Below are 19,654 nucleotides of genomic sequence, written 5' to 3'. Positions count from 1 at the left end.
GGAGAATTTTTTATAAGAAAATTCAACGAAGTTTCCTGTTTAAAAAAGCTTCTGTTCTTCCCTTTTTCCGGGAGGAACAGAAGCTTTTTTATTTCGCGATTTTTATATCTATAAGGAAATGATTCCTATTTTTATACTTATTCTACTGGATGCAGATTTTTCAATGATACATCAAGAATCGGTGCAGAATGCGTCAGTGCACCGCTGGAAACATAGTCTACGCCGGTGTCGAGGATCGTGGCGATATTTTCTTTTGTCACATTTCCGGAGCACTCGGTTTTTGCTCTGCCGTTGATGACGGCTACCGCCTCTTTCATCTGTGCTGGAGTCATATTGTCGAGCATGATAATGTCGGCACCTGCATCTGCTGCTTCGCGGACCATATCAATATTTTCGCACTCGACTTCAATCTTGCGCACAAACGGAGCATAATCACGTGCCATCTCGATCGCTTTTGTGACACTGCCTGCAGCTCCGATATGATTGTCCTTTAACAGAACGCCGTCGGACAGATTATAGCGGTGATTCTGGCCGCCGCCGATTTTGACTGCATATTTTTCAAAAATACGCATATTCGGGGTCGTTTTTCTGGTATCGAGAAGGGTCGTTTTGGAACCTTCGAGCAGCTTCGCAACGCTTCTCGTATACGTTGCGATTCCGCTCATCCGCTGCAGATAATTGAGCGCGGTTCTCTCACCGGACAGCAGAACACGGATATCGCCGTTTACGGTTGCGAGCAGATCGCCTTTTTTGACTTCATCTCCGTCTTTCACATACGGAATAATCTCGGTTTTCTCATCGAGCAGAGTAAATACTCTTGCAAATACTTCCATACCGGCAATGATGCCGTCCTGTTTGCAGAGAAGCTGTACCGTTCCCTGGCAGGCTTCTGGCATGACAGCATTCGTGGTTACATCTTCACTGGAGATATCTTCCTGCAGCGCCAACAGCAGCAGATTATCCACATTTAGTGTTCTTGTGATTGGATTCATATTTGTCTTCCTTTCTGATCGCATCCCAGATGCTCTCTTTGCAGCGTTCTGCATATTCTTCCATATCCTGGTAATCTTCTTTTCTAATATCGTACCGTTTTGCAAGGAGCTTCCATTCATCTTCCTTCGGCTCCGTTGCCGTTTCTTTGCGGTCTGCGTTCTCTACAAGACCCTCTGCGGCCCATTCGGCAGCCATCTTCTTTGCCGCGCGCTCTGCGAATACAAGGCTCTCCAGCAGAGAATTGCTTGCCAGACGGTTTGCACCGTGCACGCCGTTGCAGCTCGTCTCACCTGCTGCATACAGATGATCCATCGTCGTTTCGCTATTGCTGTCTACCTTGACGCCACCCATAAAGTAATGCTGGGCCGGTACAACCGGGATCGGTTCTTTTGTGATATCATATCCCTCTTCCAGGCATTTCTGGTAAATATTCGGGAACCGTTCTTTTACATCGAGCGGAATCGTTTTCAGAGAAAGCCATACGTGCTTCGTGTGGTCCTTTTCCATCTGGCGGTGGATCTCACGGGATACCACGTCACGCGGCTGCAGTTCATCGGTGAAACGCTCGCCATTTTTATCGAGCAGTACAGCGCCCTCTCCGCGGACAGATTCGGAAATCAGGAAACGGCGGCCTTTCTTTTGGGAATACAGCGTTGTTGGGTGAATCTGTACGTAATTGACATTTTTCAGCGCTACGTTCCTGTGAATTGCAATTGCAAGTGCATCTCCTGTCAGATGCGGGAAGTTCGTGGAATTATCGTAAATTCCGCCGATACCGCCGCATGCCCAGATCACATCCCTGGCATAAACCGGAATCAGCTTTCCTTCTTCATCCCGGATCAGAACACCCTCGCAGACATTTTTGCAGGAAAGAATATCACACATTTCCGTGTGCGCAAGAAGCGTCACGTTCGGCAGCTTTTTTACCTGCGCGAGAAGCTTGCTCGTAATCTCCTTTCCGGTTACATCGTCGTGGAACAAGATGCGATTGGTAGAATGTGCGCCTTCTTTCGTATAGCAGAGTTCCCCGTTTTCATCGCGGCGGAAATCCACACCCCAGGCGATAAGCTGATTGATGACATTCCGGGAAGAACGGATCATAATGTCGACGGATTCCGGCGTATTTTCATAGTGGCCGGCATGCATCGTATCCTCATAGAACGCATCGTAATCGTCTTCGTTTTTCAGAACACAGATACCGCCCTGTGCGAGGAAGGAGTCGCTGTCCTCGGTATCTGCTTTTGTTATCATCAGAATATCGGCTTCCTGGGGCAGATGAAGTGCCGCAAAACATCCTGCCACACCGCATCCTACAATCACTGCATCATAATACTTTTTCATTTCATTTCCTCTTTTCCGCTTCTGCGTTCTGCTTATTTTGTTACTTTGCAAGCTCGAGCATTCTTAACAGCGGCGCATGTGCGTCTGAAATTTCCTGTTCGCTTAACAGAACTTCATTCTCCTCATTTTCCAGTGCTTCTATTAATTTGTCCAATGTCACTTTTTTCATATTTGGGCAGATCTGCGTATTTCCCACTGCATAAAACTTCTTATCCGGGCAGCGCTTTTTCAGCTCTGCGAAAACGCCAAGCTCGGTTGCAACGAGAAACTCGGTATTTTTACTTGCCTCGGCATATTTGATGATGCCTGCGGTGCTTCCGACGTAATCGGCAAGTGCAACGACTTCACTTCTGCACTCCGGGTGAACGAGAAGCTTTGCCTGCGGACGCGCTTCCTTTGCAGCCTTTGCAGCTTCTGGACGGATGGCAGCATGTACGTGACAGAAACCGTCATTTAAGATGATATGTTTCTCCGGCACCTGCTCAGCCACATAGGTACCAAGATGCTCGTCTGGGATAAAGAAGATGTCGTGGTTCGGCAGTTCTTTTACAATTTTTACTGCATTGGAGGATGTGACACAGACGTCGGAATGACTTTTTAATTCCGCGGTGGAATTGACATAGCATACGACAGCCACATCCGGGTACTCTTTCCGGACTTCCTCGATTTTTTCAATCGCTGCCATGTGAGCCATCGGGCAGTCGGCATGCAGATCCGGGAGCAGTACTTTTTTGCCCGGGTTTAAGATTTTGGCGCTCTCACCCATGAAACGAACGCCGCAGAGAACGATGACACTGGCGTCCACTTTCGTCGCCATGTCGCTTAAGTAATACGAATCCCCGATGTAATCGGCAATTTCCTGCACCTCATCCGGCACGTAATAGTGTGCCATGATAACGGCATTTTTTTCTTTCTTTAATGTTTCCAGCTTTTCTCTTCTGGTATCCATTGGTTTTGTTTCCTTCCTATTTTTACTATAACGATTCAGAACCCTGAATAGTGATATTTTTTTAACACTTTAGCGCTTAGTATACCACAACTTTTGTCATGTGACAAGACAGTTGTAATATCCATTGTCCATTTTTTTCATGCCTTTTCCCTTCCCCGTGCTCTATAATAGGAAGTACTTGTCTAAGACATGAAAATCTGTGACGCAGTAATTCACGTTCTGCTGCGCTGAATTTTTGCATTATTTTCCGGGATTGCTATAAAAACACCCGGAAGTTTGACGGTTGAATAATGATCTACAAAAAAAAACGGCCACAATACCCATATTTACTGGGTTTGTAACCGTTTTATCACCATACAGCTGTCAAAGACGGGATTCTATCATTTCACCTCTGGTATCTCACTATTTACCATTTCTTCCGCCGTATCTTCTTCTATTTCTGTCTTTGTCACCTGTTTGATATGCTTTTTTTTCAGATGCAGATATACGAATTCCCGAAAAATAGTATAGAACACGGAAAGCAACGGAATAAAAACAAGCATACCTATAATTCCCATAAGATTTCCGCCGATCGTAACTGCTGCAAGAACCCAAATCGATGGAAGCCCTACAGACTCACCCACAACATGAGGATAGATCAGATTTCCCTCGATCTGCTGCAGCACCAGAAATACTATAATAAATAAAATTGCCTGTTTCGGATTTACCATAAAGATCAAAAAGCTTCCCACTGCACACCCGATGAAGGCTCCGAAAATCGGGATCAATGCCGTAAACGCAATTAAAACTCCGATCAAAAGTGCATATGGCATCCTCAAAATGCTCAATATCACAACAAACATACAGCCAAGGATCACGGCTTCCAGACACTGACCTGTAAGAAAATTTGCAAATGTCTGATAAGTCAGAGAGCAGACTTTAAGAAAAGCATCTGCTTTTTCCTTTGGAAGAAAAGCGAAAAATACTTTTCGAATCTGCACCTGCAGCGTTTCCTTCTGAAAAAGGACATAGCAGGCAAAGGAAAATGCAACAAAAAAGGCTGCCAATCCACTAACTATGGAACCCACTGCTGACATTGTGATATTCATCATATTTCCTGCACCATTTCCAAGCAGGCTTATCCCCCACTTGATCGCCTGATCCGGATTAAACTGTACCTGATCTACAAGCTTCATGATTTCCTGGTTATTATGGGAAAACTCCCGGATCCAGCTTTGCATCTGCGGAATAAAATCAGCGATACTCATCATCAGGGTTCCTATTGTCCGCGTAAGCTGCGGAATCACACCAAACATCACCAGTACAATCACGCCAACCGCAAATACGATCGTGAGGAACAGGCTTATCGGTCTTGCCAGTTTTTCGACGATCTTATTTTCTTTTTTTGCCCTTCCAAAAATTTTCTTTTCCAAAAAGCTCATTGGCACGTTGGTCACAAATGCGATCGCTCCGCCAAGTACAAATGGAAATACGATCCCCCATATTGCTTTCAACACATCGAGTACCACATTAAACTTCCACAGTGCGACCACAAGAAATGCTGTAAACACAATAAGTTCCCGGATTTTTTTTACAGATTTTTTACTTATATCCACTATCATTCTCCTCTTTTTCTTAATTTCATGCGTATCCATTTAAGTAGCTGAATAATCGGAAAACTTGCAAACGCAAATTTTCAAACTCAAATTACTCCCCTTTATTAGACCTAATCGTATAACAGAATCGGTACCTCTGTCAAGATTTTTGAAATTATATTTAAAGTGTAAAAAGATATAGTCGCCATTTTCTTTCTTGCCTTTTCCCTTCCCTATGGTCTATAATAGAAAGTACTTGTCTAAGATACGAAATTGCTGATAAAGGAGCATTCTATATGAACAAAAAGGAAATTGCCGAAATTAAAAAACTGTTTACCCCATCCCACTGTGCGATCACGCGAATCTGCGGATGCTATGTGGATGCGGAAAAGAATATTAAGACAAAATTAAAAGAAGCGTTTCTCTCTCTCGAAGAGGAAGAAATGTTTAAGTATTTTAAGATTTTTAAAAGCACCCTCTCCGGTACCATCGGAAAGAATCTGCTGAATATGGAGTTCCCGCTCTCCCAGGAAAGTGAGGGCGGCACACAGGAGTTTCTCTTAAAACTCCGCAACAGTGAGCTGAAGGACGAAGCGCTGATTGATGAATTTTATGAAAAGGTGATGGCGGATTATCTCTATCCGGAAAACTACTATATTATTCTGATCCATGGTGCCTACGATGTACCGGGACGCGCTTCGGATAATCTGGATATGGACGATGCTTCCGATTACGTCTATGAATTTATCCTCTGCAGCATCTGCCCGGTAAAACTCGACAAACCGGGTCTCTGCTACAATGTGTCCCACAATACGATTGAAAACCGCGTGCAGGACTGGGTGGTCGGCGCACCGGAAAACGGTTTTCTCTTCCCGGCCTTCACAGACCGCAACACGGATATCCACAATCTGCTGTATTTCACGAAAAACGCAGAGATGGATCAGCCGGACTTTCTCGACCACTTCCTAGGCTGTCAGGCGCCACTCTCCGCGAAATCCCAGAAAGAAACGTTTCAGTCTATTATAGAAGAAACTCTCGATTCCGCCTGTGATTTTTCTACTGTTATGACCATTCAGGAGAACTTAAATACCATGATTGAAGAGCGGAAAGACGATCCGGAACCGGTGGTGCTCGATAAACACGAGGTAAAACGTCTGCTCGCCAGCAGCGGCGTACCGAATGAACAGCTTGACGAGTTCGACGAGAAGTACGAATCCATTGCGGATGAGAAAGCAAGCTTCGTTGCCTCGAACGTGGCCAGTACACGGAACTACGAGATCCGCACCCCGGATGTTATCATCAAAGTCAGCCCGGAAAAGGCCCAGCTCATCGAAACCCGTACGATCGACGGAACACCGTATATTCTGATCGAGGCAGCCGATGAAGTGGAAATCAACGGAATTCTTTTAAAACCGTCACGGCCATCCGATGCGGATGATACCGAATTTTAACAGCCAAATGACAGCGAGTCTTTCTCATTGTCCGAAAAAAAAAGCGGCAGTCCCAGACAAAAGGGCTGCCGCTTTTTCTTCCTTTTATTTATGCTTAGCAGAGTGCTTTTCCAAGTGCAATGCATGCTGCCTCAGCTTCATCATCTGGCGCGTCTGCGCAGATCACGCTGTCGCATACCAGCTCGGCGCCATCATTTTTGCAGCTTTCTTCCCAGGTGCGCATCCACTCGCCATCTCCCCATCCATAGGAGCCAAACAGAGCGATTTTCTTTCCGGAGAGTTTGGATTCACATGCGGAGAACATTGGCTCGAACTCGGTATCTTCCAGCTCTTCTGCCCCCATAGCCGGGCATCCGAAAGCGATTGCATCGTATGCATCTACATCATCCGCAGAGAAATCTGCGCAAGTCAGAACAGAAACTTCTGCGCCTGCCTCTTTTGCTCCCTCTGCTACTTTCTGTGCCATCATTTCTGTGTTGCCGGTTCCACTCCAATAAACTACTGCTACTTTGCTCATGTTTCAAATCCTTCTTTCTTTATTTTCTGATTCCGGGGGATTTTTCTTTCCCCGATCCTACTGCCCTTTTTATGGTATGCAGGATTTTATGTTAAACAGCTACGGTGAGCTGTAAAACGCTTCTTCCCTGCTTCCAGAGACGCAGATACACGTTTCTGCATTTCTGATAGCGCTGAAATGTTTTCTGTGTTTCGCACTCATTGCAATAGACCTTCCAGCATCCCTTGCATTTATAATTGTGGCCTTTGTTCTCAATAAAACCGATCACATCACCGAGCGGATAGTCGAGAAACACACCGATCTCATGCGGAAATCCTTCTTTACACTCTGCCACCCGGGTTTTTAGGCGATTCAGTGCATAAGCAATGTCTGTATTTTCATATCCATAGGATTTTAAAAACGCTGCATTCTCCGGATTTTCCAGCTCCTTCTGGAGAAGCCCTTCACGGTACACATAGACCAGTGCTCTCGTCTCATGCTCCCGCAATACAAAGATGCGAATTCCTTTTGGTTCCAGACAGGCACTCCAGTATGAAATCTGATCTTCCAGTTCTTCTTTGGATGAAAATGTCATATTACATAAATTTGCGGCTTTGATGGAAGCCAGCGTTGCCGAACAGTGTTCGATCAGAAATCTCTCAATCATGCCTTTTACGTCTCCTTCTTACATTGCTGCTGCGCAGTGCTCATCTAATACCGAGCGAAGTGCGGTGGCACTGCTGGTATGGATTCTTGCGATCGGAATATTGTTTTTCTTTGCTTCCTGGGAAGCAGTGATCACCATTTTGTGGGATACGGTGTTGGTAAAGAGAATCATCAGATCCGGATTCCCGATTTTTTTCTTAACGGAGCCATGCTCTTTCGGGAACACCTTTGCTTTACATCCATAGTCTTTACAGATATCTGTATATTGACACACCATTCTTTCATTTCCACCGATAATTACGACACTCATCTTCTCTACCTGCCTTTCTGTTGTTATCTTATGCTACTTGAAATTAGTTTATTCTAACTCCTGTGTTTTAAGAAAGAATCCCTCTACCGGGATCCCGTATGATTTTTGGTTTTATCCGTTGTACTTTAGTTAGCTACATCTAACTGTTGGGTATATCATACCGTTTTTGTCGGATTTTGTCAAGGATATCCTGCAAATTTTTCCGGCTTTTCTTGAGAAAATTGTATCATTTTCTTTTTCACATCACGCTGGTGAAAGAATATTCGCAATGGAAGCAGAGGCTTTCCCTGCTTTTGTTAAAAAGCCGCTGGAATCTTAAGAAGAAGACTCCAGCGGCTTTCCCGTTGCTATTCTGTTCTGTTTTTTATACCGGCTCGTCCAGCAGGTTACCCATACTCTTTAAGCCAATGTAAAGAGTAGATGTATTGTGAAGCAGTGCGGAAGTGGTTGGCTGTAAAATGCCGCCCACGCCGAGCAGAATCAGTCCGGCATTGAACGTAACGATAAAGCGGTAATTCTTATGAATCCGTTTCATCAGACGGTTGCTCAGCATACGAAGCACCAGAATTTCTGCCAGATCGTCTGCGGCAACGGTGATATCCGCGATCTCACGCGCAATCTCTGCGCCCTCGCTGATGGCGATTCCAACGTCTGCGGCAGAAAGTGCCGGTGAATCGTTAATACCGTCACCGATCATAATGACTTTACGTCCCTCTGCTTTTTCTTTCTCCACAAAGTTTGCCTTATCCTCCGGCAGTACCTCAGCATAGTACTCGTCCACGCCGACCTTCTTCGCGATCGCTTTTGCCGTGCGCTCGCTGTCTCCGGTCATCATGACGATCTTTTTCAGACCTGCTTTTTTCAGCTGACGGATAATTTCGGCCGCCTCCGGACGAAGCGGATCCTCAATGCAGATAACTGCTGCAAGTACACCTTCTAAGGCAAGATAGAGATGAGAATACTCCTCCGGCAGATGACGGAACTTCTCTTCCATTCCTTCCGGAATGATACTGTTCTCATCCTCAAATACGAAGTGATAACTTCCAATAATCGCTTTTTCGCCATTGATCGTTGTAGAAATACCGTGTGCAACGATATATTCTACTTTGGAGTGCATCTCCTCATGATCCAGATGTTTCTCTTTTGCCGCGTCTACTACGGCTTTTGCCATGGAATGCGGAAAATGCTCTTCCAGGCAGGCTGCGATGCGCAGAAGCTCATCCGGGCTCTTTGTTTCGCTGAAGGATACCACCTCTGCTACGGTCGGCTGCGCTTTTGTCAGTGTTCCGGTCTTATCGAAAACGATCGTATCCGCTTCCGCCACAGCCTCCAGGAATTTACCGCCCTTTACGGTGATCTTGTGCTGGTTTGCCTCGCGGATTGCAGAGAGAACGGAAATAGGCATGGCAAGTTTTAACGCACAGGAGAAGTCTACCATCAGAATAGAGAGTGCTTTCGTTGCATTTCTGGTCAGAAGATACGTCAACGCCGTTCCGCCAAGGGAATACGGTACAAGACGGTCTGCCAGATGCTCTGCCTTGCTCTCCAGTCCGGATTTCAGTTTCTCGGACTCTTCGATCATCGCGGTAATCTTCTCGTAACGGCTGGATCCGCCGGTCTGCTTCACAAGAATGGTAAGCTCGCCCTCCTCAAGAACCGTTCCCGCATAGACAACGGAACCTAAGGTACGGCGTACCGGAACAGATTCTCCGGTCAGAGAAGCCTGGTTTACCATACCCTCGCCGTTGGATACCTCGCCGTCGAATGGAATCAGATTTCCCATATGTACGACAATCTCGTCGCCCGCAACAATTTTTTCAGACGGAACGAGAATTTCCTGGCCGTCTTTTTTCAGCCATACCTTTCCGACGTTCAGCGACATGCTGCGTGCCAGATCTCCGACGGATTTTTTATGCGTCCATTCCTCAAGCAGCTCTCCTACGCCGAGCAGGAACATGACAGAGCCTGCGGTTCCATAGTCGCCGCGGAGCATCGAAACACCGATTGCGGTTGCATCAAGAACCGGAACTTCGATCTTTCCCTGTGCCAGTGTCTGGATTCCTTTCCAGATATATTTTACGGAAACAACCGTAGTATAGATGGCACGGATCGGTGCCGGAAGAAGCCATTTTCTTCCAAAGTGGTAAATCACTTTGCTGATCAGCTTTTCCTGATATTCGTTGTTTAACGCTCTGCCGGAGCTCTCAAGCAGTCCGGTCGGCAGCTCTACTTCCTCGTAGTGGAAGAGCTGTATCATCCGAATCACAGCGGCTCGTTCTCCCTCGTAACAGATCACGGCATCGCCGGTTCTGTCATATACCTTCGCGAAAGATACCTGGTTCTGATTCTGCAGATAGTACAGCAGTGTCTCTGCCTGTACGGAGGACATGCGCTTCTGTGCCAGATGGATTCGGATTCTGCCTCTGCTTTCGTGTTTAATATAAAATTTCAAATCTTATGCCTCCTAGAAAAACACCTGCAGAGAATTCTGCAGGCGTTTTGTTTTTTCCGTATGAATACGACGTAAATCAGATGTTGCTGTGTACAGCTTATGCCTCAACCGTATCCTCTGCTTCTGCTTCAACAGCTTCCTCTGCTGTCTCTTCAGCTACATCCTCTACTGCCTCTTCTGCTGCTTCACGCTCTTCGTTGATCTGTTTTGCGTCAGCATAGATGTCCTCCGCATTCTCCTGGATGGTCGTTACCGTATCCATAACAACTTTCTTTGCACGAAGAACAGCTGCGGTGCAGTTGGTGTAAAGTTTTTTCGCATCCTTGCTGGACAGTGCTTTGATACCTGCTGTTCCGAATAATACTCCTGCTGCGAAAAGTCCTGGATGTTTTAAATCTTTGATTGTCATATTACATTTCCTCCTATTGTTAAAATAAATTTTTCCTGAATTTTACATTTTCCCCCGCTGTGGTTCACAGTATAGCACTCACCTGCTCGGTTAGACAATACGTACAGTTCTTTTTGATAATTATTTTCATTAAAACAGGGAAAACGGAAGGAATTTTCACCCGTTTTCCCCGTTTTTCAGCCTTCCACCGCTGAAACAATCACATTTTCAATATCCTGATTCTGAATATAGCCCTTTGCCTTCAGTCCGGATTTCATCACGTCCATCCACATCTCTCCGCTTAAGCGGCAGATGGTATGATCGCTCAGTTCTACGGTACAGCCCTGATCTTTGAAGCATTCTTCTCCACAGGCAATCTTGTAAAAATTTTTGCGGCTGATTGCACCGATGCTCTCCAGTGTATTCACCATGCGATACACCGTAGCAGGCCCGATGCTGCTGTCTTTCTGCAGAGCTTTATAGTAAATTTCTTTACAGCAGGAGCACTCCTCTTCCAGGATAATATCGAGCAGAATCCGTCTCTGTCTGGTTATTCTGCATCCCTGTTCCCGGAGCTTCTGAATAATCAGTTCTCGCTTCATCTGTGTTCTGTGATAATTTCTGGCTTCATGCTTTGTCTGTTCCTGCGGCATACGTTCTACCTCCTGATGATGATTCCTGTCCTGTCAGTCGCAATGTCCCTTGCACTGCCCGCAGTTACCACCACAGCTTCCCTTGCCACTTTTTTTATCTTTAATCATACTGCGTACTGCAAGTCCTACCAGACCAACAACGACTACAAGTGTGATAAAAGTTCCCATAGAAACAACTCCTTTCTTTTCAAAAGAGTCCGCATCCTGCAGCGGATGCCGGATACGGACTCTTCATCAGATACATGTTCTCTATCTGTCACAGCAATTATTTGCTGAACATTTTGTTGGTGGAAACGCTCAGAGTTGCGCTCTCTTTGTAAGGTCTTACCAGCAGATATACAAATCCAATGATGAGCAGAACAGCAACTACCGTTCCGATTCCAAAACCGCCGCCGATGAACAGGTTACCGATCTGATAAATGCACAGGGATACAACATAGGCAAGCAGTGTCTGATATCCGATTGCAGTAAAAAACCATTTGGTATTGTTCATCTCACGTTTGATTGCACCCATTGCTGCGAAGCACGGTGCGCACAGAAGGTTGAATACCAGGAAGGAATAAGCTGCTACCGTAGATAAGCTTCCTGCGAGCTGTCCCCAGATCTCGGCACCGTCTTCTGCAACTTCACCAAAGCCGAACAGGATACCGAAGGTACCAACAACGTTCTCTTTTGCGATCAATCCGGAAACAGCTGCAACAGCCATCTTCCAGTCGCCCCATCCAAGAGGTGCAAACAGAGGAGCGATCACGCTTCCGATGGAAGCCAGGATACTGTCATTTAACTGCTCAGCTTCCAGCATTCCGAAGGATCCGTCAACCCATCCGAAGTTCATCAGGAACCACAGAACGATGGTAGACATCAGGATGATCGTACCGGCTTTTTTGATGAAAGACCAGCCACGCTCCCACATGCTGCGGAGAACGTTGCTTACCGTCGGCCAGTGGTAAGCCGGAAGCTCCATAACAAACGGAGCCGGATCGCCAGCGAACAGTTTTGTTTGTTTCAGGATGATACCGGAGCAGATGATTGCTGCGATACCAACGAAGTAAGCACTTGGTGCAACCCAGGAAGCTCCATTAAACAGAGCGCCTGCGATCAGGGCGATGATTGGAAGTTTTGCTCCACAAGGTACAAACGTTGTTGTCATGATGGTCATTTTACGGTCACGGTCATTCTCGATGGTACGGGAAGCCATGATACCAGGAACACCGCAACCACTTCCGATCAGCATCGGAATGAAGGATTTTCCGGAAAGTCCAAATTTACGGAAGATACGGTCCATGATGAATGCAACACGCGCCATGTAACCGCAGGACTCCAGAAATGCCAGGAACAGGAACAGTACCAGCATCTGCGGTACGAATCCAAGTACGGCACCAACACCGGCAACAATACCATCCAGGATCAGACCCTGCAGCCAGTCAGCGCAGTGGATCGCGTTCAGCAGATTTTCAATGGCCGGCGGAATGATCTCTCCAAAGAGTACATCGTTGGTCCAGTCCGTTACAAAAGTACCTACTGTTGTGACAGATACATAATATACAACCCACATAACAACTGCAAAGATCGGAAGTGCCAGCCAGCGGTTAGTTACGATCCGGTCGATCTTATCCGATGTTGTCATGGCGTTTTTCTTGTTCTTTGTGACACAGTCACCGATGATGCTGGAAATATAAACGTAACGCTCGTTTGTAATAATACTCTCGGTATCGTCATCAAATTTGTCTTCCAGCTGTTTGATCTCGGCAGATACATCCGGAACGGATTTCATCTGCTCTGTGATCTTATCATCTTTCTCCAGAAGTTTGATTGCAAAGAAGCGTTTCTGCTCATTTACAATATCACTTCCGAGTTTGCTCTCAACGGTGCGGATGACTGCCTCCACATCCTTGTCAAACTCATGAACCGGTACAGCAGCACCTTTTTTCTGTGCAATCTGCACTGCTTTATCAGCAGCTTCTTTGATTCCGGTTCCTTTCAGAGCAGAGATGGTTACAACTTCACAGCCCAGCTTTTTCGCCAGTTTGTCGATATGTATTTTGTCTCCGTTCTTCTCAACAATATCCATCATGTTGACAGCCATGATCACCGGAATACCAAGTTCCATGATCTGTGTGGACAGATACAGGTTACGCTCAATGTTGGTACCATCTACGATGTTCAGAATCGCATCTGGTCTTTCATTAATCAGGTAATTTCTGGCTACCACTTCCTCCAGTGTATACGGAGATAAAGAATAGATACCCGGAAGGTCCATGATGGTGACATCTTTGTGGCCTTTGAGCTTTCCTTCTTTTTTCTCGACGGTTACACCTGGCCAGTTTCCTACGAACTGGTTGGAGCCTGTCAGTGCATTGAACAATGTTGTCTTACCGCAGTTCGGGTTTCCTGCGAGTGCAATCTTAATTGCCATTTTTCCCATGCCCCTCTTTCTTTGATTTTTACTGATTTTAATAACTTCACAAGCCTTACCAATATTGGCTACAGCTTGCTTTTGTTAGCATCCGCTAACAAGCAGACAAAAAAATTTACTCTACTTCAATCATTTCGGCATCTGCTTTTCTTAAGGATAATTCGTATCCTCTGACGGTTACTTCGACCGGATCGCCGAGCGGAGCAACTTTGCGCACGAATACGTCAACACCCTTGGTGATTCCCATATCCATGATTCTTCTTTTGACCGGACCGGAACCGTTGAGTTTTACAACTTTAACGGTTTCTCCTACGGAAGTCTCTTTTAAAGTCTTCATCTTCTCTCCTTCTTTCCTATCAAATCAGGATTTTGGCTGCCATATCTTTTCCAACGGCTACCCTGGAATCTTTCACATTCACGATGAGATTGCCGTCGATTTCCGATACGACTGTCACGTTTCCGCCAACGACGAAGCCAAGATTTTCAAGAAATCTTCTGGTCTCTTCTTTTCCGCCAACTTTTCTGATTGTGTAACATTCGCCTGGATTTGCCATCGTTAAAGGCATAGTCAATTACCTCCTGTGTATGATAATGAGTTTCATCTCTATTTCAGTTGTTAGTATATGCTAACGTACGTTAGATGTCAACTGCTTTTTTACTATTTTTTTGTATTTTTTTCTGAAATTTACTCCGTTACTGAGAAAAAGCCTTCGTTAAGGGCCCTGTTTTTTTGAAAAATAAGGCAGAACAGAGAAATTTCGTATCTACCTGTTCTGCCCTTTTTGCTTTCCATTTTTTTTTACAAACGGTACATCATCTTATGCCATTTTGCACCGCCATGCGTCGAGTCGGAAAGTTCGATATATTCGTATCCGATCCTTTTGTAGAATGGAATCATATGATCCTTGCATGTAAGAACAACGGCTTTTTTGTCACGCTCTCCTGCGCTTTTTACCATATGACGCATCAGTGCTTCTCCAATGCCCTGTTTCTGGAACTTCGGATTGACGTCCAGTCCGAAAATCATCTGATAATCGCCGTCCGGGTTGTGCAGCGTGGCGTCATGGTAGAGTGCATCCGCCAGATAATCGGTATCCGCACAGCAGCCATTGCAGAAGCCTGCGATTTCGCCATCTTCAGTTTCCGCTACAAAAAAGCTGTTTTTGCAGGTTTTGTACCGCTCCATGAAGTCTTCATAACCTGCCGCCTCGGCAGCCGGGAAACATAGCGCCTCCACCTCGGCTACCTTTTTCAGATCTTCCTCTTTTACCGGACGGATCGTATACTTTACTTTTTGTTTTAAATAGGGCTTCAGTCCCGCAACGACTTCTTCCACCGTTCCATCCACGAACGGATTCTTCAGTCCGGCCAGCTCCAGCAGTGCAAAATATCCTTTGCTTCCGCCTGCCTGGCAGAGACGGTAATAATCGCCCCACGCCTTTTCCGGCTCTTTTTTGAAACGCTCAAAGAACTGGAAAGCACAGATCTGTGCCAGCGCATAATCAATATAATAGAACGGGTTCACAAAGATATGCTGCTTCTGCATCCAGAAACCGCCCTCCTCGAGGAACTTGTGGCCGTCATAATTTCTCCATGGCATATAGGTCAGCTCTAACTGATGCCAGATCGCACGGCGCTCCTTGGCCGTCATGCCGATATTTTCAAATACCTTATGCTGGAACTCATCCACACATACCATGTACGGAATCACTTCCAGCGCGCTCATCAGGTGCGCATAACGGTAATCATCTGCTTTCTCTCCAAAGAATGCATTCATCCAGGGGTATGCGAAATGCTCCATTGTCATCGAGTGAATCTCCGCCACCTCGCTTGTCGGGAATACCATATCCATAAACGGAATCTGTTTTGCCGCTGTATACGCCTCGAACGCATGGCCCGCCTCATGAGTCAGAACATCAACGTCCGCGCTCGTACCATTAAAATTGGAGAAGATGAACGGCGCCTTGAACGTATTCAGAAATGTGCAGTAACCGCCTGTCTGTTTTCCCGGCTTCGTCTCCAGGTCAAACAGCTCATGCTCCACCATAAAATCAAAGAACTCACCCGTCTCTTTCGACAGCTCATGGTACATCTTCTGCGCCTTCGCAACCAGTTCCTCCGTCGTTCCTTCCGGAACCGCGTTTCCTTCCGGGAAAATCAGCTCCTCATCGTAATAATGCAGCCTGTCCACTCCAAGCCGTTTCTCCTGCTCCTTCCGAAGCTCCAGGCAGAGCGGTACAATCTTCTCCTTCACCTGCGCACGGAACTTTGCAACATCCTCCGCCGTATAATCGTATCTTCCATAGCTCAGGTAAATAAATTCAATGTAAGAAGAAAATCCCAGCTTCTTCGCAATTTTATCGCGCAGCGGAACCATCTTGTCATACAGCGCATCCAGCTCCCCGGAAATCTCTTCATACAAATCTCCCCATGCCGTCATCGCCTCTTTCCGCATCTGGCGGTCCGTACTCTGCATCGCCTTCAGCAGTCCATAAAAATTACACGTTTCGCCCTTAAATTCCGTCGAAGCATTCGCCGTAATTTTACTGTACTGCTGCGTCAGATTCGCCTCTTCGATCAGATCCTCCACGATACAGTCGTCCGCTAATTTTTGGCCAACCTCCATATTCTTCACAAAAAATTCCCCGAACTCCTCTGCAAACTCTTTGATAAACGGAGACTCCAGAATCACCTTCTCTGCCTTTTGTATCAGCAGATGGATCGCCGGAATCGTCTCATTCCAGAACTGAACCTCTCCTTCATAAAACGAATCTCTGGTGTCCACCGTATATCTTACCTGCGCCACTTCCGCCATTGTCGCCCAGGCATCCTCGCGCGTTTTTTCTTCCATAAAAAGTCCGCGCAGCTCCTCATATGATTTTGCCTCTTTGAGCGCCTTCGTATACGCTCTTACTTTTTCCTGCTCTGCCTCCATGTCCGGCCTTACGTATTCAATTTCCGAAAACTTTTTCATCTTCTCTTACCTCCTTCTATTCCAGAACGCCCAGATTTTTCAACTCATGATAAACCCGGGACGCCGGCAGTCCCATCACATTATAATAGTCTCCCTGGATTCCTTTCACAAACTTTGTCCCAAACACCGTCTGAATTCCGTATCCTCCAGCCTTATCCGACCACACAGGAGCCTCCCCCTCTTTCTCAAGAGCAAGATACCCGTTTATCTCCTCCTCTGTCATCGCATAAAACTCTACATCTGTACGGTCACAGAACGATACCACACGCTTTGCGTCCCCCTCTGTTACCGCAATCGTAACTCCAGTATACACCTGATGCACCCTTCCCTGCAACTGCTGCATCATGCTTCTGGCATGTTCTATCCCTTTCGGCTTGCCAAGGATCTCCCCTTCAAAAGCCACAACCGTATCCGCCCCGATCACAACGGCATCCCCTTCGGTAATCTCCGCAACATCCAGACATTTCAGCCGTGAAAGCTCCTCCACAACCATCTCCGGTTCCGCAGACGTCACAACTTCTTCCGCCCCTGAAGCCTGAACCTTACACCGTATTCCCAACATCTCCATCAACTCTCTTCTTCTGGGTGACCCCGAAGCCAATATCACTTTCATCCTGCTGTCTCCTTTATTTTTTCTTTCATGACATGCATTTTTTTCACACCATGCAGCGATCCGCGGGAATGTGCGGCTTGCGCCGGATGGCCGGATAAAATAAGTACGCCGGGAACGAACACAATCCACTCGTGTCCGTTCCCGGCGTACTTATTTTATCCAGATGCCTGAATTTCCGTCTTAAGCAAAGCAAAACGATAAGCCGGGTTATGTCGTGTGTAATCATCTATCCAATGGAACTGTCGCCAGTCCCCTTAAGCGACCCACCTGAAAACATGACGGGCAGCCATATACGTTTTCTATTCGGTCTTGCTTCGGATGGGGTTTACATGGCTTTCTCTGTTACCAGAGAAACGGTAGTCTCTTACACTGCCTTTCCACCCTTACCAGGAAAAACCTGGCGGTATCTCTCTGTTGCACTATCCCTGGAGTCACCTCCGCCGGACGTTATCCGGCACCCTGCCCTGCGAAGCCCGGACTTTCCTCACCTGGCCCCTTTCGGTCCTGCCAGCCGCGATTACATATCTTACTTTGTCAAAAACGGAACATCAGACAGTTAATAATCTTACCACAAACTCTCTTTCTTGTCCATCCCCAAATCGCAGATCCCACAAATCCATACAAAACAGCCTTTCACACATCAAAGCAGCTTCCCCCCACAAACTCCCGCAGAATCGAATTCTTGGGAATATCCTCAATCGGCACTCCGACAAAATAATCCAAAAACTTCAACAGCCGCTTTGCCTCCTGGTACTCCGGCTCTCCCTCCTCAATCTGGAACAGCAGCGGTTCCGCATACAGCTTCAGAACCGAAAGCTCATACACCAGCGCTGAATTGAACATCACATCCGCCTTCTCCTGGTTCGGAAAAATATTCCGATCCTCGCCGCGGCGCACCGACGGCCACATCGCAATCGTCTCCTTCGCCGACGTTGCCCGCGTCCGGCTGTCGCGCACCATCCGCCGGATCAGACGTCCGTCCGTCGTCGGAATCCGGTTGTGCTCATCCACATTAATCTGCGTCAGCGCACTGATATAAATCCGGAATTTACTTTCCGAAGGAAGCGACCACGTCAGTTTTTCATTCAGCCCGTGAATTCCCTCCAGCACCAGCACATCGGTCTCCTTCATCTGAATAAAATTCCCCTTGTACTCGCGCTTGCCCGTCTTAAAATTAAAATACGGCAGTTCCACACGCTCTCCGTTCAAAAGTGCTGTCATATCCCGGTTCAAAAGCTCGATATCCAGTGCTTCCAGGCATTCAAAATCATAATCGCCGTTTTCATCCCGCGGCGTATCTACCCGGTTCACATAGTAATTATCAAGGCTGATCGGATGCGGCGTCAGACCATGCGCTGAAAGCTGGATGGAAAGCCGGTTGCAGAACGTTGTCTTTCCGGAGGAAGACGGCCCCGCAATCAGCACAAATTTAACCTGCTTTCTTTCCGCAATCTGCTCCGCAATCTTCGCAATCTTCTGCTCCTGCAGCGCCTCCGCAATCAGCATCATCTGCTGAATATTGCCCTTCGTGATGCGTTCATTTAAGTCGGCAACCGTGGAAATTCCCATCTGCTCACCCCAGCGCTCCGATTCCCGCTGCACCTGGAACACCTTCGGGGAGAGATTCGCCGCCGGCACCGTCTCCGGCGCCTTTTTCTCCGGCATCTGCAGCACAAAGCCGTCATCGTATAAATAGAGATCAAAATACTTCAGATAACTCGTATCATACGTCATAAATCCATAATAATAGTCTTCAAAATCCCCGAGACTGTACAGATTCACACGGGAGACACGGCGGTAACGGAACAAGCGGTCTTTATCCGTCATGCCATGCAGCCGGAACCGTTCTCTCGCCTCGTGCGTATCGACACTCCGCTTATAAATCGGCACCGCCTTTTCCACCTGTTCATGCATATACGCTTTTACTTCGTCCAAAAACTCCTGATTCAGCGTGATATCGCCGTCCACCGTGTAGAAAAAGCCCGAACCCGCCGAAAAATGCAGCATCACATGGCGGATCTTATCGTAGCCTCCCACATGATACACCGCTTTTACCAGCAGAAGAGAAAGACTCCTCTGATACGTTTTATGTCCGATCTCATCCTCCGTTGTCACAAATTCCAGTTCACAGTCTTTTTTCAGCTGTTTGTGCAGCTCCCGCAGCCGTCCGTCCACTTTCACAAGGACAATCGGCGCGTCCATTGTTTTTTCAAAATCCTTTGCAATCTCATAATAAGAGCAATTTTCCGGATATTCGTATCCTTTTCCATCAATTGTTACCTGAATCAATTGTAATTCCTCCTTCTTGCAAAACTTTCTGAAAATTCAGAAGTGACAGAAAAGGCGCGCCCGAAAATTACAACTGCTGAAATTTTCAG

Annotated in this window: 18 protein-coding genes and 1 other RNA gene; 1 reads left to right on the top strand and 18 read right to left on the bottom strand. The window is 46.7% G+C overall.

The features are described from left to right. Positions 1-137: 137 nt before the first annotated feature. The 4 genes from nadC to DXD02_RS11100 form a co-directional block, all read right to left on the bottom strand. Positions 138-992, bottom strand: coding sequence for a carboxylating nicotinate-nucleotide diphosphorylase (gene nadC / locus DXD02_RS11115; protein WP_118666842.1), 855 nt, complete (start codon positions 990-992; stop codon positions 138-140). Next, entirely contained in the window at positions 958-2,334 is a 1,377-nt protein-coding gene (locus DXD02_RS11110; protein WP_118666841.1) for an L-aspartate oxidase, read from the bottom strand. The genes nadC and DXD02_RS11110 overlap by 35 nt, the downstream gene beginning before the upstream one ends. Positions 2,335-2,374: 40 nt before the next feature. Then, on the bottom strand, positions 2,375-3,283 hold the full coding sequence (gene nadA, locus DXD02_RS11105) for a quinolinate synthase NadA (RefSeq protein WP_117510301.1): 909 nt from the start codon (positions 3,281-3,283) through the stop codon (positions 2,375-2,377). Between the two features lie 380 nt (positions 3,284-3,663). After that, positions 3,664-4,878, bottom strand: coding sequence for an AI-2E family transporter (locus DXD02_RS11100; protein ID WP_242991186.1), 1,215 nt, complete (start codon positions 4,876-4,878; stop codon positions 3,664-3,666). A gap of 275 nt (positions 4,879-5,153) precedes the next feature. Here DXD02_RS11100 and DXD02_RS11095 point away from each other — a divergent pair, with 275 nt between their 5' ends. Next, entirely contained in the window at positions 5,154-6,308 is a 1,155-nt protein-coding gene (locus DXD02_RS11095; protein WP_022462754.1) for a DUF4317 domain-containing protein, read from the top strand. 94 nt (positions 6,309-6,402) lie between these two features. Here the strand turns inward: DXD02_RS11095 and DXD02_RS11090 are convergent, their stop codons facing one another. The 14 genes from DXD02_RS11090 to DXD02_RS11025 form a co-directional block, all read right to left on the bottom strand. Beyond that, complete coding sequence (locus DXD02_RS11090; RefSeq protein WP_022462753.1) at positions 6,403-6,825, bottom strand: flavodoxin; 423 nt, start codon at positions 6,823-6,825, stop codon at positions 6,403-6,405. 91 nt (positions 6,826-6,916) lie between these two features. Beyond that, positions 6,917-7,471: a DUF3793 family protein gene (locus DXD02_RS11085; RefSeq protein WP_117761771.1), complete on the bottom strand. Its 555-nt coding sequence runs from the start codon at positions 7,469-7,471 to the stop codon at positions 6,917-6,919. Positions 7,472-7,489: 18 nt separating this feature from the next. After that, positions 7,490-7,780, bottom strand: a complete 291-nt coding sequence (locus DXD02_RS11080; RefSeq protein WP_022462751.1) for a DUF2325 domain-containing protein — start codon at positions 7,778-7,780, stop codon at positions 7,490-7,492. 364 nt (positions 7,781-8,144) lie between these two features. After that, on the bottom strand, positions 8,145-10,232 hold the full coding sequence (locus DXD02_RS11075; RefSeq protein ID WP_022462750.1) for a heavy metal translocating P-type ATPase: 2,088 nt from the start codon (positions 10,230-10,232) through the stop codon (positions 8,145-8,147). Between the two features lie 97 nt (positions 10,233-10,329). Next, a complete protein-coding gene (locus tag DXD02_RS11070; protein ID WP_022462749.1) occupies positions 10,330-10,641 on the bottom strand; it encodes a DUF6110 family protein in 312 nt (103 codons plus the stop codon). 176 nt (positions 10,642-10,817) lie between these two features. Next, positions 10,818-11,273, bottom strand: coding sequence for a transcriptional repressor (locus tag DXD02_RS11065; protein ID WP_022462748.1), 456 nt, complete (start codon positions 11,271-11,273; stop codon positions 10,818-10,820). Between the two features lie 33 nt (positions 11,274-11,306). Then, a complete protein-coding gene (locus DXD02_RS11060; protein WP_022462747.1) occupies positions 11,307-11,441 on the bottom strand; it encodes a FeoB-associated Cys-rich membrane protein in 135 nt (44 codons plus the stop codon). 97 nt (positions 11,442-11,538) lie between these two features. Next, complete coding sequence (gene feoB / locus DXD02_RS11055; protein ID WP_118666851.1) at positions 11,539-13,689, bottom strand: ferrous iron transport protein B; 2,151 nt, start codon at positions 13,687-13,689, stop codon at positions 11,539-11,541. 115 nt (positions 13,690-13,804) lie between these two features. Then, positions 13,805-14,026 carry a FeoA family protein gene (locus DXD02_RS11050; RefSeq protein WP_022462745.1) on the bottom strand — a complete coding sequence of 74 codons (222 nt, stop codon included), beginning with the start codon at positions 14,024-14,026 and terminating at the stop codon, positions 13,805-13,807. A 19-nt stretch (positions 14,027-14,045) separates the two neighbouring features. After that, positions 14,046-14,255: a FeoA family protein gene (locus DXD02_RS11045; protein ID WP_022462744.1), complete on the bottom strand. Its 210-nt coding sequence runs from the start codon at positions 14,253-14,255 to the stop codon at positions 14,046-14,048. A 233-nt stretch (positions 14,256-14,488) separates the two neighbouring features. Then, entirely contained in the window at positions 14,489-16,663 is a 2,175-nt protein-coding gene (locus DXD02_RS11040; protein ID WP_022462743.1) for a M3 family oligoendopeptidase, read from the bottom strand. 16 nt (positions 16,664-16,679) lie between these two features. Further along, the gene (locus DXD02_RS11035; protein WP_118666840.1) at positions 16,680-17,276 is read right to left on the bottom strand and encodes a Maf family protein; all 597 of its coding nucleotides are present in this window, start codon (positions 17,274-17,276) and stop codon (positions 16,680-16,682) included. A 182-nt stretch (positions 17,277-17,458) separates the two neighbouring features. Further along, an RNA gene (gene rnpB / locus DXD02_RS11030) (RNase P RNA component class A) lies at positions 17,459-17,809 on the bottom strand. Between the two features lie 100 nt (positions 17,810-17,909). After that, positions 17,910-19,565, bottom strand: coding sequence for a nucleoside kinase (locus tag DXD02_RS11025; RefSeq protein ID WP_022462741.1), 1,656 nt, complete (start codon positions 19,563-19,565; stop codon positions 17,910-17,912). Positions 19,566-19,654: the final 89 nt, after the last annotated feature.

The organism is Blautia sp. TF10-30 (assembly GCF_003481245.1).
Classification (GTDB): Bacteria; Bacillota; Clostridia; order Lachnospirales; family Lachnospiraceae; genus Fusicatenibacter; species Fusicatenibacter saccharivorans.
The sequence above is the reverse complement of the archived record's forward strand: the minus strand, read 5'-3'. Positions and strand labels throughout refer to the sequence as shown.